The sequence below is a fragment of the Saccharopolyspora sp. CA-218241 genome (assembly GCF_050954615.1).
Taxonomy (GTDB): domain Bacteria; phylum Actinomycetota; class Actinomycetes; order Mycobacteriales; family Pseudonocardiaceae; genus Saccharopolyspora; species Saccharopolyspora cebuensis.
In genome coordinates this window covers 5,830,493-5,849,607 of sequence record NZ_CP191860.1, presented here as the reverse complement: position 1 = coordinate 5,849,607, position 19,115 = coordinate 5,830,493, and the positions used below count along the sequence as shown (strand labels likewise).

Annotated in this window: 22 protein-coding genes, 1 tRNA gene and 3 pseudogenes; 16 read left to right on the top strand and 10 right to left on the bottom strand. The window is 72.2% G+C overall.

What is annotated here, in order from left to right; translation table 11 throughout:
- The first annotated feature begins 69 nt into the window (after positions 1-69).
- Positions 70-636, top strand: coding sequence for a TetR/AcrR family transcriptional regulator (locus ACQP0T_RS27785; RefSeq protein WP_433870673.1), 567 nt, complete (start codon positions 70-72; stop codon positions 634-636).
- 471 nt (positions 637-1,107) lie between these two features.
- Positions 1,108-2,558, top strand: a pseudogene (rox, locus tag ACQP0T_RS27780) (rifampin monooxygenase).
- Between the two features lie 71 nt (positions 2,559-2,629).
- On the opposite strand, the gene ACQP0T_RS27775 reads toward rox, so the two are convergent.
- Both ACQP0T_RS27775 and ACQP0T_RS27770 read right to left on the bottom strand, forming a co-directional pair.
- Positions 2,630-3,463 carry an alpha/beta hydrolase family protein gene (locus tag ACQP0T_RS27775; RefSeq protein ID WP_433870672.1) on the bottom strand — a complete coding sequence of 278 codons (834 nt, stop codon included), beginning with the start codon at positions 3,461-3,463 and terminating at the stop codon, positions 2,630-2,632.
- 175 nt (positions 3,464-3,638) lie between these two features.
- A complete protein-coding gene (locus ACQP0T_RS27770; protein ID WP_433870671.1) occupies positions 3,639-4,064 on the bottom strand; it encodes a DUF6010 family protein in 426 nt (141 codons plus the stop codon).
- A 196-nt stretch (positions 4,065-4,260) separates the two neighbouring features.
- On the opposite strand from ACQP0T_RS27770, the gene ACQP0T_RS27765 reads away from it, so the two are divergent.
- The 3 genes from ACQP0T_RS27765 to ACQP0T_RS27755 all read left to right on the top strand — a co-directional run bounded on the left by ACQP0T_RS27765 (position 4,261) and on the right by ACQP0T_RS27755 (position 6,379).
- Positions 4,261-4,896, top strand: a complete 636-nt coding sequence (locus tag ACQP0T_RS27765; RefSeq protein ID WP_433870670.1) for a GNAT family N-acetyltransferase — start codon at positions 4,261-4,263, stop codon at positions 4,894-4,896.
- A gap of 71 nt (positions 4,897-4,967) precedes the next feature.
- A complete protein-coding gene (locus tag ACQP0T_RS27760) occupies positions 4,968-5,156 on the top strand; it encodes a PspC domain-containing protein (RefSeq protein ID WP_433870669.1) in 189 nt (62 codons plus the stop codon).
- Between the two features lie 281 nt (positions 5,157-5,437).
- A complete protein-coding gene (locus ACQP0T_RS27755) occupies positions 5,438-6,379 on the top strand; it encodes an ethyl tert-butyl ether degradation protein EthD (RefSeq protein ID WP_433870668.1) in 942 nt (313 codons plus the stop codon).
- Positions 6,380-6,427: 48 nt separating this feature from the next.
- Here the strand turns inward: ACQP0T_RS27755 and ACQP0T_RS27750 are convergent, their stop codons facing one another.
- Both ACQP0T_RS27750 and ACQP0T_RS27745 read right to left on the bottom strand, forming a co-directional pair.
- Complete coding sequence (locus ACQP0T_RS27750) at positions 6,428-7,849, bottom strand: M20/M25/M40 family metallo-hydrolase (RefSeq protein WP_433873867.1); 1,422 nt, start codon at positions 7,847-7,849, stop codon at positions 6,428-6,430.
- Positions 7,850-7,880: 31 nt separating this feature from the next.
- A complete protein-coding gene (locus ACQP0T_RS27745) occupies positions 7,881-8,522 on the bottom strand; it encodes a GOLPH3/VPS74 family protein (protein WP_433870667.1) in 642 nt (213 codons plus the stop codon).
- A 206-nt stretch (positions 8,523-8,728) separates the two neighbouring features.
- Here ACQP0T_RS27745 and ACQP0T_RS27740 point away from each other — a divergent pair, with 206 nt between their 5' ends.
- Positions 8,729-9,586, top strand: a complete 858-nt coding sequence (locus ACQP0T_RS27740; protein ID WP_433870666.1) for a PIG-L family deacetylase — start codon at positions 8,729-8,731, stop codon at positions 9,584-9,586.
- Positions 9,587-9,715: 129 nt separating this feature from the next.
- Here the strand turns inward: ACQP0T_RS27740 and ACQP0T_RS27735 are convergent, their stop codons facing one another.
- From ACQP0T_RS27735 to ACQP0T_RS27720, 4 genes are read right to left on the bottom strand one after another with little or no spacing between them, the layout of a single operon-like run.
- Positions 9,716-9,934, bottom strand: coding sequence for a hypothetical protein (locus tag ACQP0T_RS27735; protein WP_433870665.1), 219 nt, complete (start codon positions 9,932-9,934; stop codon positions 9,716-9,718).
- A complete protein-coding gene (locus ACQP0T_RS27730) occupies positions 9,931-10,323 on the bottom strand; it encodes a hypothetical protein (protein ID WP_433870664.1) in 393 nt (130 codons plus the stop codon). The genes ACQP0T_RS27735 and ACQP0T_RS27730 overlap by 4 nt, the downstream gene beginning before the upstream one ends.
- Positions 10,320-10,670, bottom strand: coding sequence for a hypothetical protein (locus tag ACQP0T_RS27725; protein ID WP_433870663.1), 351 nt, complete (start codon positions 10,668-10,670; stop codon positions 10,320-10,322). The genes ACQP0T_RS27730 and ACQP0T_RS27725 overlap by 4 nt, the downstream gene beginning before the upstream one ends.
- Positions 10,667-10,819 (bottom strand): hypothetical protein, encoded by a 153-nt coding sequence (locus ACQP0T_RS27720; protein ID WP_433870662.1) that lies wholly within the window; start codon positions 10,817-10,819, stop codon positions 10,667-10,669. The genes ACQP0T_RS27725 and ACQP0T_RS27720 overlap by 4 nt, the downstream gene beginning before the upstream one ends.
- Before the next feature lie 138 nt (positions 10,820-10,957).
- On the opposite strand from ACQP0T_RS27720, the gene ACQP0T_RS27715 reads away from it, so the two are divergent.
- The 3 genes from ACQP0T_RS27715 (at position 10,958) to ACQP0T_RS27705 (ending at position 13,022) form a co-directional block, all read left to right on the top strand.
- The gene (locus ACQP0T_RS27715) at positions 10,958-11,830 is read left to right on the top strand and encodes a helix-turn-helix domain-containing protein (protein WP_433870661.1); all 873 of its coding nucleotides are present in this window, start codon (positions 10,958-10,960) and stop codon (positions 11,828-11,830) included.
- A complete protein-coding gene (locus ACQP0T_RS27710; protein ID WP_433870660.1) occupies positions 11,827-12,063 on the top strand; it encodes a DUF397 domain-containing protein in 237 nt (78 codons plus the stop codon). Before ACQP0T_RS27715 ends, ACQP0T_RS27710 begins: the two co-directional genes overlap by 4 nt.
- Before the next feature lie 203 nt (positions 12,064-12,266).
- Positions 12,267-13,022 carry a MerR family transcriptional regulator gene (locus ACQP0T_RS27705; protein WP_433870659.1) on the top strand — a complete coding sequence of 252 codons (756 nt, stop codon included), beginning with the start codon at positions 12,267-12,269 and terminating at the stop codon, positions 13,020-13,022.
- On the opposite strand, the gene ACQP0T_RS27700 is transcribed toward ACQP0T_RS27705, so the two are convergent.
- A complete protein-coding gene (locus tag ACQP0T_RS27700; RefSeq protein WP_433870658.1) occupies positions 13,019-13,549 on the bottom strand; it encodes a GNAT family N-acetyltransferase in 531 nt (176 codons plus the stop codon). The genes ACQP0T_RS27705 and ACQP0T_RS27700 overlap by 4 nt on opposite strands.
- 93 nt (positions 13,550-13,642) lie before the next feature.
- Between ACQP0T_RS27700 and ACQP0T_RS27695 the strand changes: the two genes are divergently transcribed.
- From ACQP0T_RS27695 to ACQP0T_RS27675, 5 genes and pseudogenes are all read left to right on the top strand, one after another.
- The gene (locus tag ACQP0T_RS27695) at positions 13,643-14,068 is read left to right on the top strand and encodes a fluoride efflux transporter FluC (protein WP_433870657.1); all 426 of its coding nucleotides are present in this window, start codon (positions 13,643-13,645) and stop codon (positions 14,066-14,068) included.
- A gap of 2 nt (positions 14,069-14,070) precedes the next feature.
- Positions 14,071-14,396, top strand: a pseudogene (locus tag ACQP0T_RS27690) (DUF190 domain-containing protein).
- On the top strand, positions 14,393-14,737 hold the full coding sequence (gene crcB, locus ACQP0T_RS27685; protein WP_433870656.1) for a fluoride efflux transporter CrcB: 345 nt from the start codon (positions 14,393-14,395) through the stop codon (positions 14,735-14,737). Before ACQP0T_RS27690 ends, crcB begins: the two are co-directional and overlap by 4 nt.
- Positions 14,738-15,018: 281 nt before the next feature.
- Complete coding sequence (locus tag ACQP0T_RS27680; RefSeq protein WP_433870655.1) at positions 15,019-15,879, top strand: hypothetical protein; 861 nt, start codon at positions 15,019-15,021, stop codon at positions 15,877-15,879.
- An 8-nt stretch (positions 15,880-15,887) separates the two neighbouring features.
- Complete coding sequence (locus ACQP0T_RS27675; protein WP_433870654.1) at positions 15,888-16,268, top strand: SdpI family protein; 381 nt, start codon at positions 15,888-15,890, stop codon at positions 16,266-16,268.
- 164 nt (positions 16,269-16,432) lie between these two features.
- On the opposite strand, the gene ACQP0T_RS27670 is transcribed toward ACQP0T_RS27675, so the two are convergent.
- Positions 16,433-16,503 (bottom strand) — tRNA-Gly (locus ACQP0T_RS27670).
- A gap of 78 nt (positions 16,504-16,581) precedes the next feature.
- On the opposite strand from ACQP0T_RS27670, the gene dcd reads away from it, so the two are divergent.
- Positions 16,582-17,163 (top strand): dCTP deaminase, encoded by a 582-nt coding sequence (dcd, locus tag ACQP0T_RS27665; protein ID WP_433870653.1) that lies wholly within the window; start codon positions 16,582-16,584, stop codon positions 17,161-17,163.
- A gap of 51 nt (positions 17,164-17,214) precedes the next feature.
- Positions 17,215-18,785: pseudogene (locus tag ACQP0T_RS27660) on the top strand (sugar porter family MFS transporter).
- Positions 18,786-19,115: the final 330 nt, after the last annotated feature.

The window sequence follows — 19,115 nt, the reverse complement described above, 5'->3', positions numbered from 1 at the left end:
GGGGTCCGCCGCTTCTGGCGGGATACAATACGGCGGGCCCCGCCACTTAGCAAACTGGGAGACGACGCCATGCCCGATCGCCGACGCGCCGATGCGCGGCGCAACTACACGCGCATCCTCCTCGTGGCCGAGGAGGAGGTCGCTGCCCATGGTGTCGACGCCTCCCTGGAACAGATCGCCCGCACCGCGGGGGTTGGCTCGGCGACCGTGCGCCGCCACTTCCCCACTCGCCGCGCACTGTTGGAAGCGGTTTCCCGGGAACGGATCGAGGCCCTGCGCGTCCGCGCTCACGACCTGGCAGGCGAGGGCGACAGCCGCAACGCACTGCTGGAATGGCTGAGTGACGTCGTCGCCTACTGCGTCTCCGCCCGAGGACTGGCGGCCGCACTGGCCTACGACGATGCCGGGTCCGACCCGGCACACGAGAACACCTGCTCGGCGGCGCTGGAAGAGGCGGCAGGTCCGCTGCTGCGCCGCGCGGTGCAGGATGGTGCGGTGGCGGCAGGCCTCACCGTCGCAGACCTGATCATGCTGATCGTCGGCATCGTCCTGGCCACGGAACACTGCCCCGACCCCGCCGCCCGGGCGGACCGGCTGTTCCGGCTGGCCGTGGCGGGACTGAGCCCGCAGAGCTGAACAAGGCGTGTGACCAGCGGGGTCGAGCACCTGCCTGCTCACCACTGAAACGCCTGACCGGCTCCGTCGGTCGCACGACCGCCCGTCACCGCTGCCGGGCGGACTCGACGAGTGCGAAAATCATCCCCGGGTCTGGGCGGCAGCGTCGTCACGAGCCTCGGGCACGAAGAAGTGCCACCGGGATGAGACGCCACCGGAGTGGTCAGTCAGTGAGACAACTGCGAAACCGCAGGTCAACCAAAGTCGCGGGGTTTGAGTTCCGACAGGAACCTTTCGGCCGGGCGCGGGTCCCGCCTCGCCGGTGGGCGATCCCGTCCACAACGGACGGTGCGCGGGGGCTTCCCCCGGCCACCTTCAACTTATAGCGCACCCCTGGCCTTGCGGCAAGACCCCGGCCGTGCCGCAGAATTCGCCGTCCGAGGCCGGAATCGCGGGGATGTCCGGCCGGAATCGTCGAACGGGGGAATCCGCGTGATCGATGTGACCGTCGTCGGCGGCGGGCCGACCGGCCTGATGCTGGCGGGCGAGCTGCGGCTGCACGGGGTGCGGGTGGTCGTGCTGGAGCGGGAAGCGGCGCCGACCGGGCAGGTCCGCGCGCTCGGCCTGCACGTGCGCAGCATCGAGGTGATGGACCAGCGCGGCCTGCTGGGGCGGTTCCTGGAGCACGGCCGGAAGGTCGTGGCAGGGGGTTTCTTCGCCGGGATCGGCAGGTCGTGGCCGGAACGGCTGGACACCGCGCATTCCTACGTCCTGGCCCTCCCGCAGACCACCACCGAGCGCCTGCTGGCCGAGCGCGCCACCGAGCTCGGCGCCGAGGTCCGCCGGGGCCGCGAACTGGTCGGGCTGGCCCAGGACGAGGGCGGAGTGACCGCCGAGCTGGCGGACGGCACCGAGCTGCGCGCCCGCTACCTGGTCGGTTGCGACGGCGGTCGCAGCGCGGTTCGGAAGCTGCTCGGCGTCGCGTTCCCCGGCGAGCCCAGCCGGGTGGAGACGCTGCTGGGCGAGGTGGAGCTGGACGTGCCGCGCGAGACGTTGGACGAGGTGGTGGCCGAGGTCGGCAAGACCCAGAAGCGGTTCGGCGCGATGCCCCTCGACGACGGCGGGTACCGCGTCATCGTGCCCGCCGACGGGGTGGCCGAGGACCGCGCGGTCGCGCCGACCTTCGACGAGCTGCGGCAGCAGTTGCGGGCGTTCGCGGGCACCGACTTCGGGGCGCATTCGCCGCGCTGGCTGTCCCGCTTCGGCGACGCCACCCGGCTGGCCGAGCGGTACCGGACCGGTCGGGTGCTGCTGGCCGGGGACGCGGCGCACGTCCACCCGCCGACCGGCGGGCAGGGGCTCAACCTCGGCCTGCAGGACGCGTTCAACCTCGGCTGGAAGCTGGCGGCCGAGGTCGGCGGCTGGGCGCCGGAGGGCCTGCTGGACAGCTACCACGCCGAGCGGCACCCGGTGGCCGCCGCCGTGCTGGACAACACCCGGGCGCAGATGGAGCTGCTGTCCGACGAGCCGGGCCCCGGGCGGCGCGGCGGCTGGTGGCGGAGCTGATGGAGTTCGAGGAGGTGAACCGGTACCTGATCGAGAAGATCACCGCGATCGGGGTGCGCTACGACTTCGGGCCGGGGCACCACCTGCTCGGCCGCCGGATGCGCGACGTGGAGCTGGGGCGCGGGCGGCTCTACGAGCTGACGCGCGGCGGTCGCGGACTGCTGCTCGACCGGACCGGTCGGCTGTCGGTCGCGGGCTGGGCGGACCGGGTCGACCACGTCGCCGACGCTGGCGCGGAGCCGGACGTGCCCGCCGTGCTGCTGCGACCGGACGGATACGTGGCGTGGGTGGGCGACGACCAGCAGGACCTGCGCGCCCACCTCTCGAAGTGGTTCGGCGCCCCGGGCCCGCACGAACCCGAGCACACGCCCGGGTGACCTGTTCGGGTGGCATGGTGCCAGGTGAGGGGCACCCTCATCCCAGTTGCTCGGGCAAGGGTGCCCCTCACTCAGGTACCTGATGGGTGAGCTCGGCCGCTGTCCTGGAGGTGGCTGCCCGGGAGGTGGCGGCGGAACCACGCGGTCAGCCCGGCGTCGACTTCGCGGGCGGGTGGGAGCTGCGGTGCGGGTTCGATGCCGGGTTCGTCGGCGAGCGGATGCGCCAGCCCGGGGACGGTCAGCAGTTCGGCCCGGTCGCCCACCGCGTCGACCAGCTCGGACGCGTCGGTGCGCAGCGCCGGGTGGTCCAGCTCGCCGCTGACGACCAGCAGCGGTGCGCGCCTGGCGATGGCCTCCGCCCGGCTGACGAAGTCCAGGCCGTCGGCGACCTCCGCGGACTCGGCGTCGTAGGGGTACTCGCCGGGGAACAGGTCGACGACCGACCGGATCCGGATGGCGGCGTTGACGAGGGCGGCGGCGAAGACCGGGACCCCGGTGTCGGCGAGGACCCGCAGCGCGACGGCGCCGCCGAGCGAGCCGCCGAGCACGCCGATCGGCCCGTCGTCGACCGGCAGCTGCGCGCGGATCGACGCCAGCGCCGCGGGGAATTCCTCGGTCGCCTGCCGGACGAACGGGTGCAGCGCCGACATCAGGACGTCCTGCTGGATCAGTTCCCAGCCGGCGTCCATGCTGCCGTCGACCATGCGGGCCCCGCACATCGGCATGCCGAGGTGGACTCGCCACGCGGGCAGCTCGTCCATCGGCAGCGCGGCGGCGAACGCGGCGTCCGACCTCGGCGCGTCCAGCATGTGCCACGTGACGATGAGCGGCGCGGGGCCGTCGTGGGCCGGTGGCAGGGCGGTGAAGGGCACGCCGGCCGCCGTGCCGGTGATCGGGGAGCGCATGCGGCCACGGTAGGGCGGCGACCGCGCGCCGGGAATCGGTTGCGCTCCGGGTGAATTCCGCGCCCAGCGGATTCGTCGCGGTGGTGGCGCCGCCGAGCGCGCGAGGACCGGGGCCCAGGTGCCAGGTCGGGACTGAGCCGCCGCGCTGCGCAACGCGGAACGAGCACGGCCGGGCTCAGGCCGGGAGGTGGTCGGCGGCGGGGTCGCGGCGGCTGAAGCGGGCCCGGAGTTCGCCGACCGAGGGGCCGCCGGCCAAGCACCACAGCGCGATCACCGGGTCGCAGATCGCGCAGCCCAGGGAGGAGTGCTCGGCGAACGGGATGATCGGGTCGCCGCTGAGGTGGTGCGCCACGTCCCAGGCGGTGTGCAGGAGCCAGGCGATGCCGATGAAGGTCCAGGATCGCAGGCCGCGGTAGGCGCAGCAGGTCGCGACGATGGTGAAGGCGAACTCCCAGAGCCCGAAGCCGCCGCCGCTGAGGTAGGCGGCCCCGGCCCCGGCGACCACGATGGCGTTGAACCGGCGTCGGCTGTCCGGGTCGCGGATGAGCGAGTTCAGCAGCACGTACAGCACGCCGATCGAGAGGGCCGTGACGACGATCATGGTGGTCTCCTGGTTGTGGTGCCGGTCCTCCCCGGACGCTAGGAGTCGGCGCCGGGCACCGGAACTGGCGAGAACGCCACCTGCCACCGGAATCCCGCCACCGCGGGGACGCGACCGCCGAGCGGCCCCGGGTGGCCGCGCCGAGCAGCGGGAAAACCGGCTGCGCGGCCGGGTCGCGGTCGGTCATGCTGGGCCGGTGCTGACCGATCACTGGCCGCTGGCGGGGCTGCGGGTGCGGACCCCGCGCCTCGAACTGCGGCTGCCCGACGGCGCGGAGCTGGCCGCGCTGGCCGACGTCGCGCTGGCGGGCGTGCACCCGCCGGAGCAGATGCCGTTCGCGCGGCCCTGGACCGACCTGCCGCCCGCCGAGCGGGGGCGTTCGGTGCTGCAGCACCACTGGCGGGCGCTGGCCGACTGGTCCGCCGAGCGGTGGGTGCTGCCGTTGGCGGTGTTCGCCGAGGGTCGCCCGGTCGGGATCCAGGCGGTGCAGGCGCAGGACTTCGCGGTGCTGCGGCAGGTGAGCACCGGTTCGTGGCTGGGCCAGGCGCACCAGGGGCAGGGCATCGGCACCGAGATGCGCCGGGCGGTGCTGCACCTGGCCTTCGCCGGGCTCGGCGCCGAGGAGGCGGTGTCGGGGGCGCACGACGACAACCCGGCCTCGCTGGCGGTGACGCGCAAGCTGGGCTACCGGCCGGACGGCGTCCAGCGGGCGGTGGTGCGCGGGCGGCGCTGCACGGAGCTGCGGTTCCGCCTGAATCGGGCGGAATGGGCGGCTCGCGATGAGTTCTCGATCACCGGTCTGCCTCCGTGCCTGCCGATGTTCGGGGTATGACCTGCGGTTCCGGGTTCGCTCGGGGTTCGCCCCCGAGGTGCGGGGACGCGCGGGACGGGCACGATGGGGACATGGCTACTCGGATGCCCCTTCGACGTCCCCATCACGGCAAGCGGATCGCCGGTGTGTGCGCCGGGCTCGCCGACCGGTTCGGGATGAGGCCGTTCACCGTGCGGCTGCTGTTCGTGGTCTCGTGCGTGCTGCCGGGACCGCAGTTCCTGCTCTACCTGCTGCTGTGGGTCCTGGTGCCCAAGGCCTGACCACCACCGCCGCGCCCACCAGGCGGTGACCAGCAGCACCGCCTGGTCAGGACACCCCGGTGGCCGGGCCGCCAGGAGCCGAACACCGGCTACCCGGCACGGCTACCGGTGCCCGTGGCGCTTCGCCCCTTCGCGGGCAACCGCCGTTCGCCCTCGCCGCGGGGTCGCCCGCGAGCTGACCGGCCCGGGCGCTCGCGTCCTCCAGCGCCGCCTCGGCTGACGGCGCGACCGGACGGGTGTTGCGAGGTCGCTCGCGACCGTGGCGCTGGCACACTCGACCCGTGGATGCATCGTTCGAGGTGCCGGACGTGGTCGGCCTGGAGAACGCCGCCGAACTGGCCCTGACGTCCTTCTGCTGGTGGCGCGCCGACCTCCCCCGGGCCGTGTGCGAGACCTACTGGCGCGACGTGCACGGGATCATGTTCGCCCGCGCCCCGGGCCTGTGGCAGTACCGGCAGCTGCGCCTGGGGAGCAACCGCCCCGACCTCTGGCCCGTGGTCGAGGGCCTCTCGTTCGACGCGCCGGAGGTGGCCCAGCCGCAGGGCATCCCGCACGGGCTTTTCCTGTCCGAGGCCGACCTGGTCGCCTTCGGCGAGCATCCGCTGCCCGAGGACGTCATCCCCCGCGATGCGCACCACTTCCTCGGCCGCATCGGTGCGCTGCTGTCACCTCCGGGCGGTGGCCGCACCCTCGTCGACCGGATCAACGATCCCGCCGTGCAGGGACCTCCGCCGGTGCCGACCTTCGCGCTCTGCTTCGTCCCCCGAGCGGGAGCGACCGACGGGTTCCACGCCTACCTGACCGAGCACGTGGCGCGCCCGTGGAGCGAGCACCCGGACGTCGTCCGGCTGCGCGTCGAGCCGCTTCCGCCGTACGAGCGGTCGGCGATGAGCTCGCCCGGTGTGGCGCACCGGTGGCCGAGCGCGCAGACCTACCTCGGCTGGATCGAGATCGCGGTGCGCGACGGGGGCGTGCTCGGCGATCTCCTCGCGGGCCCGGCCGCCGACGACTTCGCCCACCACGTCAGCGCCCTGCACACCTACCCGGTCCGCGAGGTCTACACGCTCATCTCCGGGGGACGGCCGACCGAGGTGGGCCTGCGCGGATATCCGGCGGTGCGGGCGATCATCGCCGCGGGCGCGGAGGACCAGCGCGGTGCGGCGGTCCTGACCCGCCTGTTCGGCGATGCCGTGCGCGGCCTGGACCAGCTCAGGAAGCCCTGACCGGGCGGCGGCCCGAGCGGGGCCGCCGCCGTCGCGGTGATCGCCGGGTCAGCGCCGGGCGTGCGCGTCGAGGACGCAGGCCACCGCGGCGGTGATGCGCGCGGCGAAGTCCAGGTGCAGCGACTCGTCGGGCACGTGGGCGTTGCTGTCCGGGCCGAGGGCGCCGGTGACCACGAACTGGGCCTGCGGGTACTTGGCGTGCAGCAGGCCCATGAACGGGATCGAGCCGCCGAGCCCCATCGTCCGCCAGCCCGCGCCGAAGACGTCCGCCGAGGCGCTGTCCAAGGCGTCGGACAGCCACGGCGCCGGGGCCGGGGCGTTCCAGCCGGGACCGGCTTCCTGGTGGCCGAAGGTGATCCGGGCGCCGTGCGGCACGTCGGTGCTCAGCACCTCGCGCACCGCGGCCAGCGCCGCTTCGGCGTCGGTGGTCGGCGGCAGCCGGAACCCGAGCATCAGCGTGGTGGAGGGCCGCAGCACGTTGCCCGCCTCGGCCGGGTCGGGCAGCCCGGCGGCGCCGATCACCGCGAGGCTGGGCCGCCAGGTGTTGTTCAGCGCGAGCTCGACCTCGTCGTCGGCCTCGGGGCGCAGGCCCTCGGGCAGCGGGACGGAGCGGCGGACCAGTCCGGGGACGGCCTCGATCGCCGCGCGGGCCTCCTCGACGCGTTCCTCCGGGATCGGGCCGTGCAGCTCGGGCAGCAGGATCTCGCCGGTGCGGGAGTCCTCGATGCGGTCGAGCAGCCGGCGCAGCACCCGGAAGGAGCTCGGCACGATGCCGCCCGCGGTGCCGGAGTGCTGCCCGGAGTCGAGCACGTGGGCGGTGACCTCCAGCTGCACCAGACCGCGCAGCGAGGTGGTCAGCCACATCCGCTCGTAGTCCCCGGCGCCGGAGTCCAGGCACACCACCAGGGAGACGGCGCCGAGCCGGTCGGCGAGGTGGTCGAGGTAGGCGGGCAGGTCGGGGCTGCCGGATTCCTCGCCGGTCTCCAGCAGCACGACGCAGCGGGCGTGTTCGCCGCCGTGCGCGCGCGCCGCTTCCAGGGCGGTGACGGCGGCGTACCCGGCGTAGCCGTCGTCGACCGAGCCGCGGCCGTAGAGCCTGCCGTCGCGGACGACCGGGGTCCACGGGTCGAGTCCCTCGGACCAGCCGCCGACCGGGGGCTGCTTGTCGAGGTGCCCGTAGAGCAGCACGGTGTCGTCGGACTCGCCGGTGGCGGGCACGTCGACCAGCAGCAGCGGGGTGCGCCCGGGCAGCCGCACCACCTCGATCTCGACGCCGGGCAGCTCGCGGTCGGCGATCCAGCTCCGCACGTGCTCGACGGCGGCGTCCAGATGTCCGGTGTCCGCCCAGTCGGCGTCGAAGGCGGGCGAGACGGCGGGGATGCGCACCAGGTCCGACAGGCTGGGCAGCACGGAGTCGTGCCAGGTCCGGCGGACGGTGGCGGTCAGGGCTGAGCGGTCCACGCCCGCGATCCTATGCCCACCGGCCGGCGCCCCGGTCCGCTCAGCCCGCGGCGGCGGTGGCGGCGGTGGCGGCGACGACGGCGCCCCCGGCCATCGCGGCGTTGGCGGCGGCGACGGCGTGCTCGACGGCGGTGCCGAGCTGCTCGCCGCGGCAGATCTGCTTGAGGCGGGCGCGCTGCGGACCGGTGAAGCCCAGCGACCAGGACAGCCGGGTGGCGTGCACCAGCGCCGCGAGCAGCGCGAGCCGGTTGGTGAGCTGTCCACCGTCGGCGCAGTGCCGCAGCTCGGCGAGCAGCTGCGCGTGCGCGGCCGGGTGCGGGTGGAAGCGGTCGACGGGGAACAGCCCGAGCACCTTCTCCGGCTGGTGGGTCATCAGGCCCGCGCGGACCAGGTCGCTCGCGTGCTGCACCCGGGTGCGGCGGGACTGCACGAAGCGGGCGGCGTCCACCGGCCGCCCGGCCGGACCGGAGCGTCTGACCAGCAGGCCCAGCGCTTCGTCGATCCACCGCTCCCCGGCGGGCGAGGCGTCGAGGACCCGGACCTTCCGGCGGACGAACTCGATGCGGTGCCGCAGCACGAGCTCGCCCAGTTCCGCCGCGCCGAGGTAGTTGGAGGAGGCGTAGTGGCCGCCGTTGGGCTTGTGCAGCAGGAGCGCGAACTCCCCGGGGATGGTCACCGTCATGCGCGAAGTATGCCGCCCGGCGGCGGCCCTCGAGGCCGGTCCGGACCGATCGGCCTCGAAATGCTGATCGCGCCCCGCTGCCTGTCCGGGTGAGCGCCGTGCCTGCTCCCGTCACCGGTCCGGATGAGCGGGCGGCGAGCGTCCCCGGTCCGGCGCCTCCCCCGCCGCACCCTGTCGATGACGGACTTCGGCCGTGGGGAGGCACGATGGTTTCTTCGATCGGGTTCTACTTCGGCGCGCACCAGGACGACGCGCTGCTGTTCCGGGGCGAGTTCCTGCGATCCGACGCGGGCACGCCGGACGCGCGGGTGGTGCACGTGGTGACCACGGCGGGCGACGCCGGGCTGGAGGCGTACTGGTGGCGGGCCCGCGAGAAGGGCCTGATCGACGCGCACAAGCGCGCCCACGCCGCCGACCCGTCCGGCGTGAAGCGGCGGTTCGGCGGCAAGAACGTCACCGTCTACGACGCGGGGAAGTGGGCGGTCTACTGCCTGCGGCTGCCGGACGGCAACATCGGCGGCGGCGGGTTCCCGCGCACCGGACACGCGAGCCTGGTGAAGCTGCGCGACGGCCGGATCAACCGGATGCAGGCCGTCGACGGCGACGCGGCCTCGGTCTACACGAGCTGGAGCGATTTCCGGAACACGCTCCGGGCGATCGTCGACCAGGAGATGTCCGCGGCGCGGCTGCGGCCACCGCAGTGGGTCAACACCTCCGACTATCTGGCGGCGAACAACCCGAACGACCACACCGACCACTACGCCACCAGCCAGGCGGTCCGCGACGTCGTCGGCGGCGCCTACCACCGCGTCCACTGGGTCAGCTACGACACCGAGCACCGCCCGGCCAACCTCGGCGACCCGCAGCTGACCTGGAAGCGCGACCTCTTCTACGCCTACGCGCACGCGGTGAGCCGGGACACCGGTACCGGCATCGGCTACTTCGACGCCGAGTGGAACAGGTGGGGCAACAAGAGCTACTGGCGCGAACAACGAGCCGGCCGCACCACCGAGGACCAGCCCGAGCAGCCCGAGCAGCAAGCCCCAGAGCCCACCGCCACCTGAGTGAGGGGCACCTTCATCCGGCTATGTCGGATGAAGGTGCCCCTCACCCAGCTCCCATCCGGGTGACGCCGCAGCGGAGGCGCAGCTCGTCCAGGCGCGCTGATTGGTCCGGGCACGGGTTGCTCTCGGTCAGAGGCGGTGGAGGCCGTCGAGGATGCGTTGCAGGGTGGCCGGGTCGTAGGAGTAGGTGGTGCTGAGCGGCTCCGGTTCGGGCTCGGCCGCGGGCTCCGGGGCGGGGTCGGGCGAGGTGACCGGCGGCTCGGGTGGGCGTCGTGCGGTGCGGCGGTGGACGGCCCAGGCGGTGAGCGCGGCGGTGGCGAGGAGTCCGGCGGCGATCCAGCGCTTCACGAGGTGGTCTCCTGGGTGGTGGCGCGGTCGAAGACGGCGTCGGCGAGTTCGGGCGGGAGGTCGCGCAGCCGGTGCGCGCGGTCGTCGTCGGTCAGCCAGGCCGGGACGCCCAGCGCGGTGAGCTCGGCCCGCAGCGCCGTCGCGAACGCCCAGGTGACGTGCCGCTTCTCCCGGGCGATGGCGGACCGCGGTCCGCCGGGAGCGGTGGGCATCACCACCAGGTCGCCGATCGTCCACGCGCGACCGTCGTCGACGAGCCAGCGGCCGAGGGCGCCGCGGCGCAGCACGAGCACCGGGTTCCCGGCGCGTTCCGCGTCGAGCCCGGCCGACCACGCGGTGCCGGCGGAGCGCTCCTCGGCGCGGCGCAGCACTTCGGCGGGGGCGGTCACGGGGCGGGCTCCGGGAGCGAGCCGGAGACCATCCACGACCCGGCGGGTCCGAGCCCGGCGACCAGTCCGCGCAGCGCGCTGACCGGATCGTCGTCGACCCTGGTCAGCAACCGCCCGGCGTGCACGAGCGGTTCCGACGGTTCGTAGCGCGCTTCGTAGCGGCTCACCGTCGCGTAGCCGTACTCCGACAGCACGGCGATCACCACCTCGTCGCGCACCCGCACGAGCTGCACGTCCCCGCCCGCCCACGGGCAGGGCAGCGGGCTGAACCCCGCCTCGACGAGCCGCCGCACCAGCGGTTCCACCGCCCGGTCGACGGCCTTGCGCACTCCGGTCACGTCGATCACCGGACCCGCACCCGCGACCCGGCGGTCGCGTCGCCGTGGGCGTTGACGAGCAGCTGCGTCTCCTCGACCGGAGCGGTGACGAACCACTCGACGACCGCCCGCAATACCGCGGCCTCCACCGACTCCGGCACCTGATCAGCACATCGCATCGAACACCTCCCATGAAGTACGTGAATGCAACACTGTGAATACAACAATGTTGTGTTCACAACGTCAACGACCAAGTGGTCATCCGATCCGGTGGACGATGCCGTAGGGCACGCTTGTGCCCCGAACCTGAGCGAAAGGTGAGCAGCGTGGTTACGCCGTCGAGTCCTGCCGTGCTCAAGCGCTGGATCGCGCTGGAGTTGCGACGTCTGCGAAAGCAGGCCGGGCTGAAGCAGAAGGACGCCGCACAGCGCATCGGTCGCTCGCAACAGCACATCGGCTACCTGGAGAGCGCTCGGAATCTGCCATCCCACGGCGATCTGGAACTCTTGCTTGGGCTCTACGGGATGCAGGACCGCCACGACTTCATGCGCGACCTGCTTTCCGCGGCGAAGAAGGGACGCAACTGGTGGACCGGCCTGAGCGGTGCGGTTCCGAAGTGGTTCGACCTCTTCCTGGGGCTCGAAGCCGGTGCGGCCGAGCTGTCGTCGTTCGACGCCCTCCTCGTGACTGGACTTCTCCAGACACGCGCTTACGCCGAGGCTGTCGTCCGTTCCGACACAGACCTTTCCGACGATGAGGTCGGTCAACGGGTCGAACTGAGGATGAGACGACAGGACCTGCTGGATCGGTCTGAAGAACCTGTTCGGCTGTGGACCATCATGGACGAATCGGTCTTGTACCGGACGCTCGGCAGCTCCGACGTGATGCGGGACCAACTCAGGCAGTTGCTCGCCATGTCGGAACGGCCACGCGTAGATCTCCAGGTCCTACCGCTGTCCGGCAACGCCCATACCGCTCAACAGGGCGGCACCTTCACGTTGATGCGGTTCCCAGTTGACATGGTCGGTGACCCCGGCGTCGTCTACCACGAACTGCTCAGCAGCGGCCACTACCTCGAAGACCCCTCCGAAGTCCTGCTCTACGAGCGGACGTTCCGCCGAATTGCGGGCTTGGCTGCCGAACCGGGTGACTCCCGGAGGATGATTGAGCGGGCCATCAAGGAGGTGTGAAGGTGCGCGACGGAGAGTTAGACGTTCCCCGGTGCGGGGCACCGCGCAACGGATTCCGCAGGTCCAGCTACAGCGGGCAGAACGGTCACTGCGTCGAGGTGGCGGGCTCCGGCGGTGGCGGTCGGTGGGTGCGGGACAGCAAGGCGCCCGGGTCCGGCCTCCACCGGTTCACCGCCGGGCAGTGGCGGTCATTCCTCGCCCACCTCAAGGCGGGCGGACTCGACTCGCGCTGATCCGAGCCCGATGCGGCCTCACCCGTTCGGGAGCTGAGTGAGGGGCACCCTGTACCACTTGACTTGGTACAGGGTGCCCCTCACCTGCAAAAAGCCCACCTGGACGGGCGGTGCTCCGGCGTGTTGCGGGGGGCGTGGTGGCGGCGCGGGTTGACCCTCACGTGGCGGGAGGCCCCAGGCTGAGCGTCGTGGAGGTGAGGGCGGTGGGTTACACGGTGGGCCAGGTGGCCCGGCTGACCGGCGTGACGGTGCGGACGCTGCACCACTACGACGAGGTGGGGCTGCTGGTGCCCTCCGGACGCACGTCCGCGGGGTACCGCAGCTACTCGGACGCGGACCTGGACCGGCTGCGCCGCGTCCTGTTCTACCGGGAGCTGGACCTCGGCCTCGACGACATCGCGGCGGTCCTCGCCGAAGGCGGCGCACGTGCGCACCTGGAGCGGCAGCACGAGCTGCTGCTGGAGCGGATCGACCGGCTCCAGCGGATCGCCGCGGCCGTGCGCGAGGAGATGGAGGCGGTTTCGATGGGCGTCAACCTGACGCAGGAGGAGAAGTTCGCGCTGTTCGGCGACTTCGACCCGGACGACCACGCGTCCGAGGTCGAGCGCCGGTGGGGCGGCAGCGACGCCTACCGGCAGTCGCGGGAGCGGATGGCCGGGTACGGCGAGCAGGACTGGCGGCAGTTCCTCGGGGAGCAGAGCGCTGTGCACGAGCGGCTCGCCGAGGCGCTGCGCTCCGGCGCGGCCCCGGACGAGGCGGCGGTGCTCGACCTCGCCGAGGAGCACCGGCAGGTGATCACGCGCTGGTGCTACGACTGCACCTACGAGATCCACCGGGGCCTGGGCGAGATGTACGTGGCCGACGAGCGGTTCACCGCCACCTACGAGGCCATCGAGCCGGGCCTGGCGGAGTTCGTCCGCGCCGCGATCGTCGCCAACGCCGACCGCCGCGAAGGCTAGCCCTGGCGGTGCCGCTGCCGGGCAGCGGCGTGCAGCCTGGCCTTCGCCGGGTCCTCCCGCACCCGCGGTGGGCGCGGCGGGCCCGGCTCGGGGGCGTGCCGGATGAACAGCGTCACGGTCACGCTGTCGGTGAACCCGCTGCGCCGCATCAGCTTCGCCGAGGACTCGTTGCCCTTCTCGACGTCGGTGATGATCCGGGTCGCCCCCGCCGCGAACAGCGCCTGGCAGGACGCTTCCAGCAGGGCGCGGGCCAAGCCCTCGCCCTGGTGGTCCGGGTCGACGCCGATCCACTCGACGTAACCCCAGTCCTCCCGCTCGTCGTAGGACAACGACCCGAGCACGAAGGCGACCACGCGCCCGTCGTGCTCGGCGACCCAGCACGAGTCCGGCTGGGCGTCCAGGTGCACCGCCACGCTGGACAGCGACCACGACGTGTACGGCATGGCGGAGACGTCGAAGACGCGGTTGCCCAGTTCGAGGACGCCGGCCAAGTGCTCCAGCCGCATCGGGACGGGTTCGGTGGCCATGGTGCGGGACTCCTGTTCGACGCACCCAGCCTACGGTGACCCGGGCACCGCCGCGGTGCGGCGACCTCGCGTGGAGGTTCGGGCGGTGGTGTAGTGGCAGCGTTTTCGAGGAGGTGCGCCATCCGACCGGTTCCGTGGGACGTGCTGGGCGTCGTCGCGCTCGGCGGCGCGCTCGGCGCCGTGCTGCGGCACGGGATCTCGGTGCTGCTGCCGCACCGGGGTTTCCCGTGGGCGACGTTGCTGACCAACGTCGCGGGCTGCCTGGCCATCGGGGTGCTGATGTACGTCATCACCGAGCTCGTGCAGGCGCACCGGCTGGTCCGGCCGTTCGTCGGGATCGGCGTGCTCGGCGGGTTCACCACCCTGTCGACCTACGTGGTCGAGGGGCTCGGGCTCGCCGAGCGCGCACCCGCCCTCGCCGCGCTGTACCTGGTGGGTTCGGTGTTCGCCTGCCTGGGCGCGGTGCTCCTCGGGCTGCTGGGCAGCCGCTCGGTGGCCGAATCGCTGCGACGGAGGTGACCATGCGGTTGAGCGGACGGGCGCTGCGCCTGACCGTGGTGCTCGGCGAGAGCGACACCTACCGGCACCACCCGGCCTACCACGAGATCGTGCTGCGGGCCCGCGGCGCCGGGTTGGCGGGGGCATCGGTGTACCGGGGGTCGAGGGCTTCGGCGCGTCCTCGACGATCCACACCACGCGGGTGCTGGCGCTCAGCGAGGACCTGCCCATCTCGGTCGTGATCGTCGACGAGGAGCAGTGCGTCCGGGACTTCCTGCCGCAGCTCGACGACGTGGCCGCGGGCGGTCTGGTGCTGCTCGACGAGGTGGAAGTGGTCCGGTACGGATGACGGTCCTGCTGGTCGCGCTCGGCGGCGCGGTGGGCGCGAGCGCGCGGTTCCTCCTGGACCGGTGGGTGCAGCGCCACTCCGCCGGATTCCCGCTGGGCACTCTCGCGGCGAACGTGCTCGGCTCGCTGCTGCTGGGTGCGCTGGTCGGCACGTCGTGGCCGGTGTTCCCGCTGCTCGGCACGGGTTTCTGCGGGGCGCTCACCACGTTCAGCACCTTCGGCTACGAGACGGTCCGGTTGTTCGCCGAACGCGCCCGGCTGCTCGCGGTGCTCAACGTGCTCGGCACCGCGGCGGCCGGGCTCGTCGCCGGGGCCCTCGGGATGCTGCTCACCGGGGCGTGAACGGATCAGCGGTGCCGCAGGCGCCAAGAGGCCGAGCGGATCAGCTTGGCAGCACGGGGTTTCCTCGGGCTCTCCGGCACTGCGCCGAGGGTTCGAGCCGGGTACCTGCTGCGCTGGCGGAGCCTCACCGACCGCACCCGGGGGATCGCCGGAATACCAGCGGTGGAAGGAACTCCTGCACCACTGCTGCGACCCGTTCCCGACCGTGCGGCACCACGAGCTCGTCGACACCGCGTGAAAAACCGCCCCCGCGCGGGAAATCGGAGCCGTAAGGTTCCGACATGGCGGCCCCCGAGCCCTCGCTGAGCCAGTTCGCGGAACGCGCCCTCACCGCCGCGCGGCGGGCGAGCGCGGACGGCACCGCGGCGCTGGTCGTCGCCGTCATCCCGGTGGTCGTGGTGGTGATCCGGATCCTGCTGGTGGCGGGGCACGATCCGGCCGCCGTGCGGATCCTGCTCACCACGCTGAACATCCCGGCGATCGCGCTCGACGCCACGACGGTGCTGGTGCCGGTGCTGCTGTTCTTCGCGATGATCCGGGTGCTGGACTGGACGCTGCGGCGCGAGGACCCGGGAACGGCGGCGCTGACGCTGGGTTTCGGCGTGGCGATCGTCGTGCTGCTGCTGCCGATGCAGATGGCGCCGTGGATCGTGCTGCCCTGCGCCGCCTACGCCGCGGCGGCGCTGCGCCGCCGGACCGCCGGACGCGTCGTGCTGTCGGCGATCGTGGGCCAGCTCTCCGGCCTGGTGCTGCTCGGCCTCACCTTCGTCGCGCTGTTCACGCCCGCGTCCTTCGCGTTCTCCATGAACCAGATGTGGCTGCCCGCCGAGATGATCACGGTGCGGGCGGCGGACGGCACCGTGCGGGACCGCTTCCCGGGCTACGTCCTGCACTCCGGCGACCACCACCTCACCGCGATGCGCCACGTGCCGACCAGCGGAACCGCCGACGACTTCCCCGGCTACCGCCCCGGCCCGCAGTTCGCCATCCTCGACCCGACCGCGGTGCGCCGCGAGCTCTGCTCCGTCCCCGGCGGCGACCTCGCGGTGACCCGCCAGTCCCTCGCCCACCTCACCGGACTCCTCGGCGAGACCACGGCTCCGGCCGAACTGCCCACCTGCGCGCAGCTCTGGCGGGGATGATGGACGTCGTGGAAGCCATCAGCGGATTCATCGGACTGGCCATCGGACTGCTGTCCCTCGCGGCCGTCGCGCACGCCGTCCGGAACCAGACGCTGGCGGGCACCCTCGCCCGCAACCACGCGATCGGCATCCGCACCAAGGCGACGATGGCCTCCGACACCGCCTGGTGGGCCGGGCACCGAGCCGCCGCCCCGTGGATGCTCGCCGCCGCCCGCACCGGCTACACCACCGCAGCGGTGACCACCGCGCTCATCGCCGCCCAGCTCGCCCTCGGCGAGACCTACCCGCTCGCCCTGATCGTCCCCGGCGGCGGCTTCACCGCCGTCCTGGCCGCAGCCCTCCTCGCCACCCGCAAGGCCAACCGTGCAGCCCGCGCCACCGAGCCGTAGCGCCCACGTCGTGGAAATCATCGCGGGACCCCAGCACTCGTGGACCGGCCCGGCGATTCCGCCCGGCACAGCGCAGAGGCACCGAAGGCGCAGAGGCACCGAAGGCCCAGAAACACCGAAGGCCCAGGCCGGAACTGCGCTCCGGGCTGGGCCTTCGTCTGCTGAGCGGATGACGGGAATCGAACCCGCGTATTCAGCTTGGGAAGCTGATGTTCTACCATTGAACTACATCCGCGCATCGCTGTCGCGACGTGATCGAGCTTAGCACGGTGGGCGTCGTCGATCGTCGACGGGGTGCGGATAGGGTGGTTCCGTGCTGCTGAGTGACGGGGACCTGCGCAAAGAGCTCGACGAGGGGCGCCTGCACGTCGATCCGTTCGACGCGGCGATGATCCAGCCGTCGAGCATCGACGTTCGGCTGGACCGGTTCTTCCGGGTCTTCGACAACACGAAGTACACCCACATCGACCCGTCGCAGCAGCAGGACGAGCTGACCTCGCTGGTCGAGACGCCGGACGACGTTCCGTTCGTGCTGCACCCCGGGGAGTTCGTGCTGGGCGCGACCTTCGAGGAGGTCCGGCTGCCGGAGGACCTCGCGGGCCGGCTGGAGGGCAAGTCCTCGCTCGGGCGGCTCGGGCTGCTGACGCACTCCACCGCGGGCTTCATCGACCCGGGGTTCAGCGGGCACATCACGCTGGAGCTGTCCAACGTCGCCAACCTGCCGATCACGCTGTGGCCCGGGATGAAGATCGGCCAGCTCTGCCTGTTCCGGCTGTCCAGCCCCGCCGACCACCCGTACGGCTCGAAGCGGGCCGGTTCGCGGTACCAGGGACAGCGCGGTCCGACCCCGTCGCGGGCCTACATCAACTTCTCCCGCGCCGACACTCGGCGGTAACTCTGCGTGCACGTTCGGGCGTGCAAGTGATCTGAAACTCATCTGTTCGGCATGGCGAAAAGGCCCAAGTGGCCGAGTTTCGATTACGGTGAGCTACTTCACGCTGGATCGTGTCAGCAAAGAAGGGGTTCAGAACTTACGATCCCTCAAGCCCGACGTTCTAGAACGATCCCGCACCGTGGCGGGTCGACGTGCGGGCAGCAGGAGAACGCGATGTCAGCAACCCAGTCGCGTGCCTCGGGAGCTGCCACCGAGCACTTCGGGCACGTCGTGATGATCGCCTGCGCCGCGGCGCTCGGCGGATTCCTCTTCGGCTACGACACCTCCGTTATCAACGGCGGCGTGGACGCGATCCAGCAGCACTTCGGTGTCGGCCCCGCCCTGACCGGCCTCACCGTCTCCTCCGCCCTGCTGGGCTCGGCGGTCGGCGCCGGGATCGCGGGCGGCTTGGCCGACCGGGTCGGGCGCATCCGCGTCATGCAGCTCGCCGCCGTCCTGTTCATCGTCAGCGCCATCGGCTCGGCGCTGCCCTTCGCGATCTGGGACCTCGCCGCCTGGCGGGTCGTCGGCGGTGTCGCCATCGGCATCGCCTCGGTGATCGCCCCCGCCTACATCGCCGAGGTCGCACCCGCGGCCTACCGGGGCGGCTGGCCTCGTTGCAGCAGTTGGCGATCGTGCTGGGCATCGCCCTGTCGCAACTGGTGAACTACGGGCTGGCCGCCGGCGCCGGGGGCAGCGCCTCCGGGATGCTCGGGCCGCTCCAGGCGTGGCAGTGGATGCTCGCCGCCGCCGCGATCCCCGCGGTCGTCTACCTCGTGGTGGCCTCGCGCATCCCCGAATCGCCGCGCTACCTGGTGGCCGCCGGGCGGCTGGCCGAGGCGCGCAGCGTGCTGACCCGCATCGACTCCGGTGACGCGGGCGCCAAGGTTTCCGAGATCCAGGCCGCGCTCGGCGGCGAGCGCAAGCCCCGGCTCAGCGACCTGCGCGGCCGGTTCGGGCTGCTGCCGATCGTCTGGGTCGGCATGGCGATCGCCGCGTTGCAGCAGTTCGTCGGGATCAACGTCATCTTCTACTACTCCTCGTCGCTGTGGAGCTCGGTCGGCGTCGACGAGAGCAGCTCGCTGCTGCTGAGCCTGTTCACCTCGATCGTCAACATCATCGGCACCCTCGTGGCAATCGCCCTGGTCGACAAGATCGGCCGCAAACCGCTGCTGGTCATCGGCTCGATCGGCATGGCGGTGTCGCTGGCGATCACCGGCTGGGCGTTCAGCTTCGCCGAGGTCGTCGGCGAGGACGCGCAGCTCCCGTTCGTCTGGGGCGCCGTGGCGCTGGTGTCGGCGAGCGCGTTCGTGCTGTTCTTCGCCTCCTCCTGGGGCGTGGTGATGTGGGTGCTGCTCGGCGAGATGTTCCCGGTGCGCATCCGGGCCGCCGCGCTCGCCGTGGGCACCGCGACGAACTGGATCGCGAACTGGCTGGTGACGGTGAGCTTCCCGTCCATGCGCGACTGGAACCTGCCCGTGACCTACTTCCTCTACGCCGGGTTCGCCCTGCTCTCCCTGGTGTTCGTGCTGCGGTATCTGAAGGAGACGAAGGGCAAGACCCTAGAGGAAATCGGTAGTTGATCTAGCTCCGGTCGCTTTGCGTGGCGGTGCGGGTGGCGGAACCTCAGCGGCCTTCTCGCTGCGGGATCGCCTCCTGATGTACCCACTTCGTACACGGCGTCGGCGCTGTCCTCGCGAGAAGGCCGCGGAGAACCCGCGGCGGTGCTGGTTGCTTAGGTGGGGCAAGGCGGAAGCGGCTTCGCCGCATGCCTGACGGTGGTGCCGATCAGCGCGTGCGTGGGCTGGAAGCGGCTTCGCCGCTTGGTTGTGGTCGAGGGGTGTCCGGTTCGGGCACCCCTCGATTGCTGTTCGGGGGCGGGAACAAATCCGGGGCTTCGCGCGTAGGGGGTA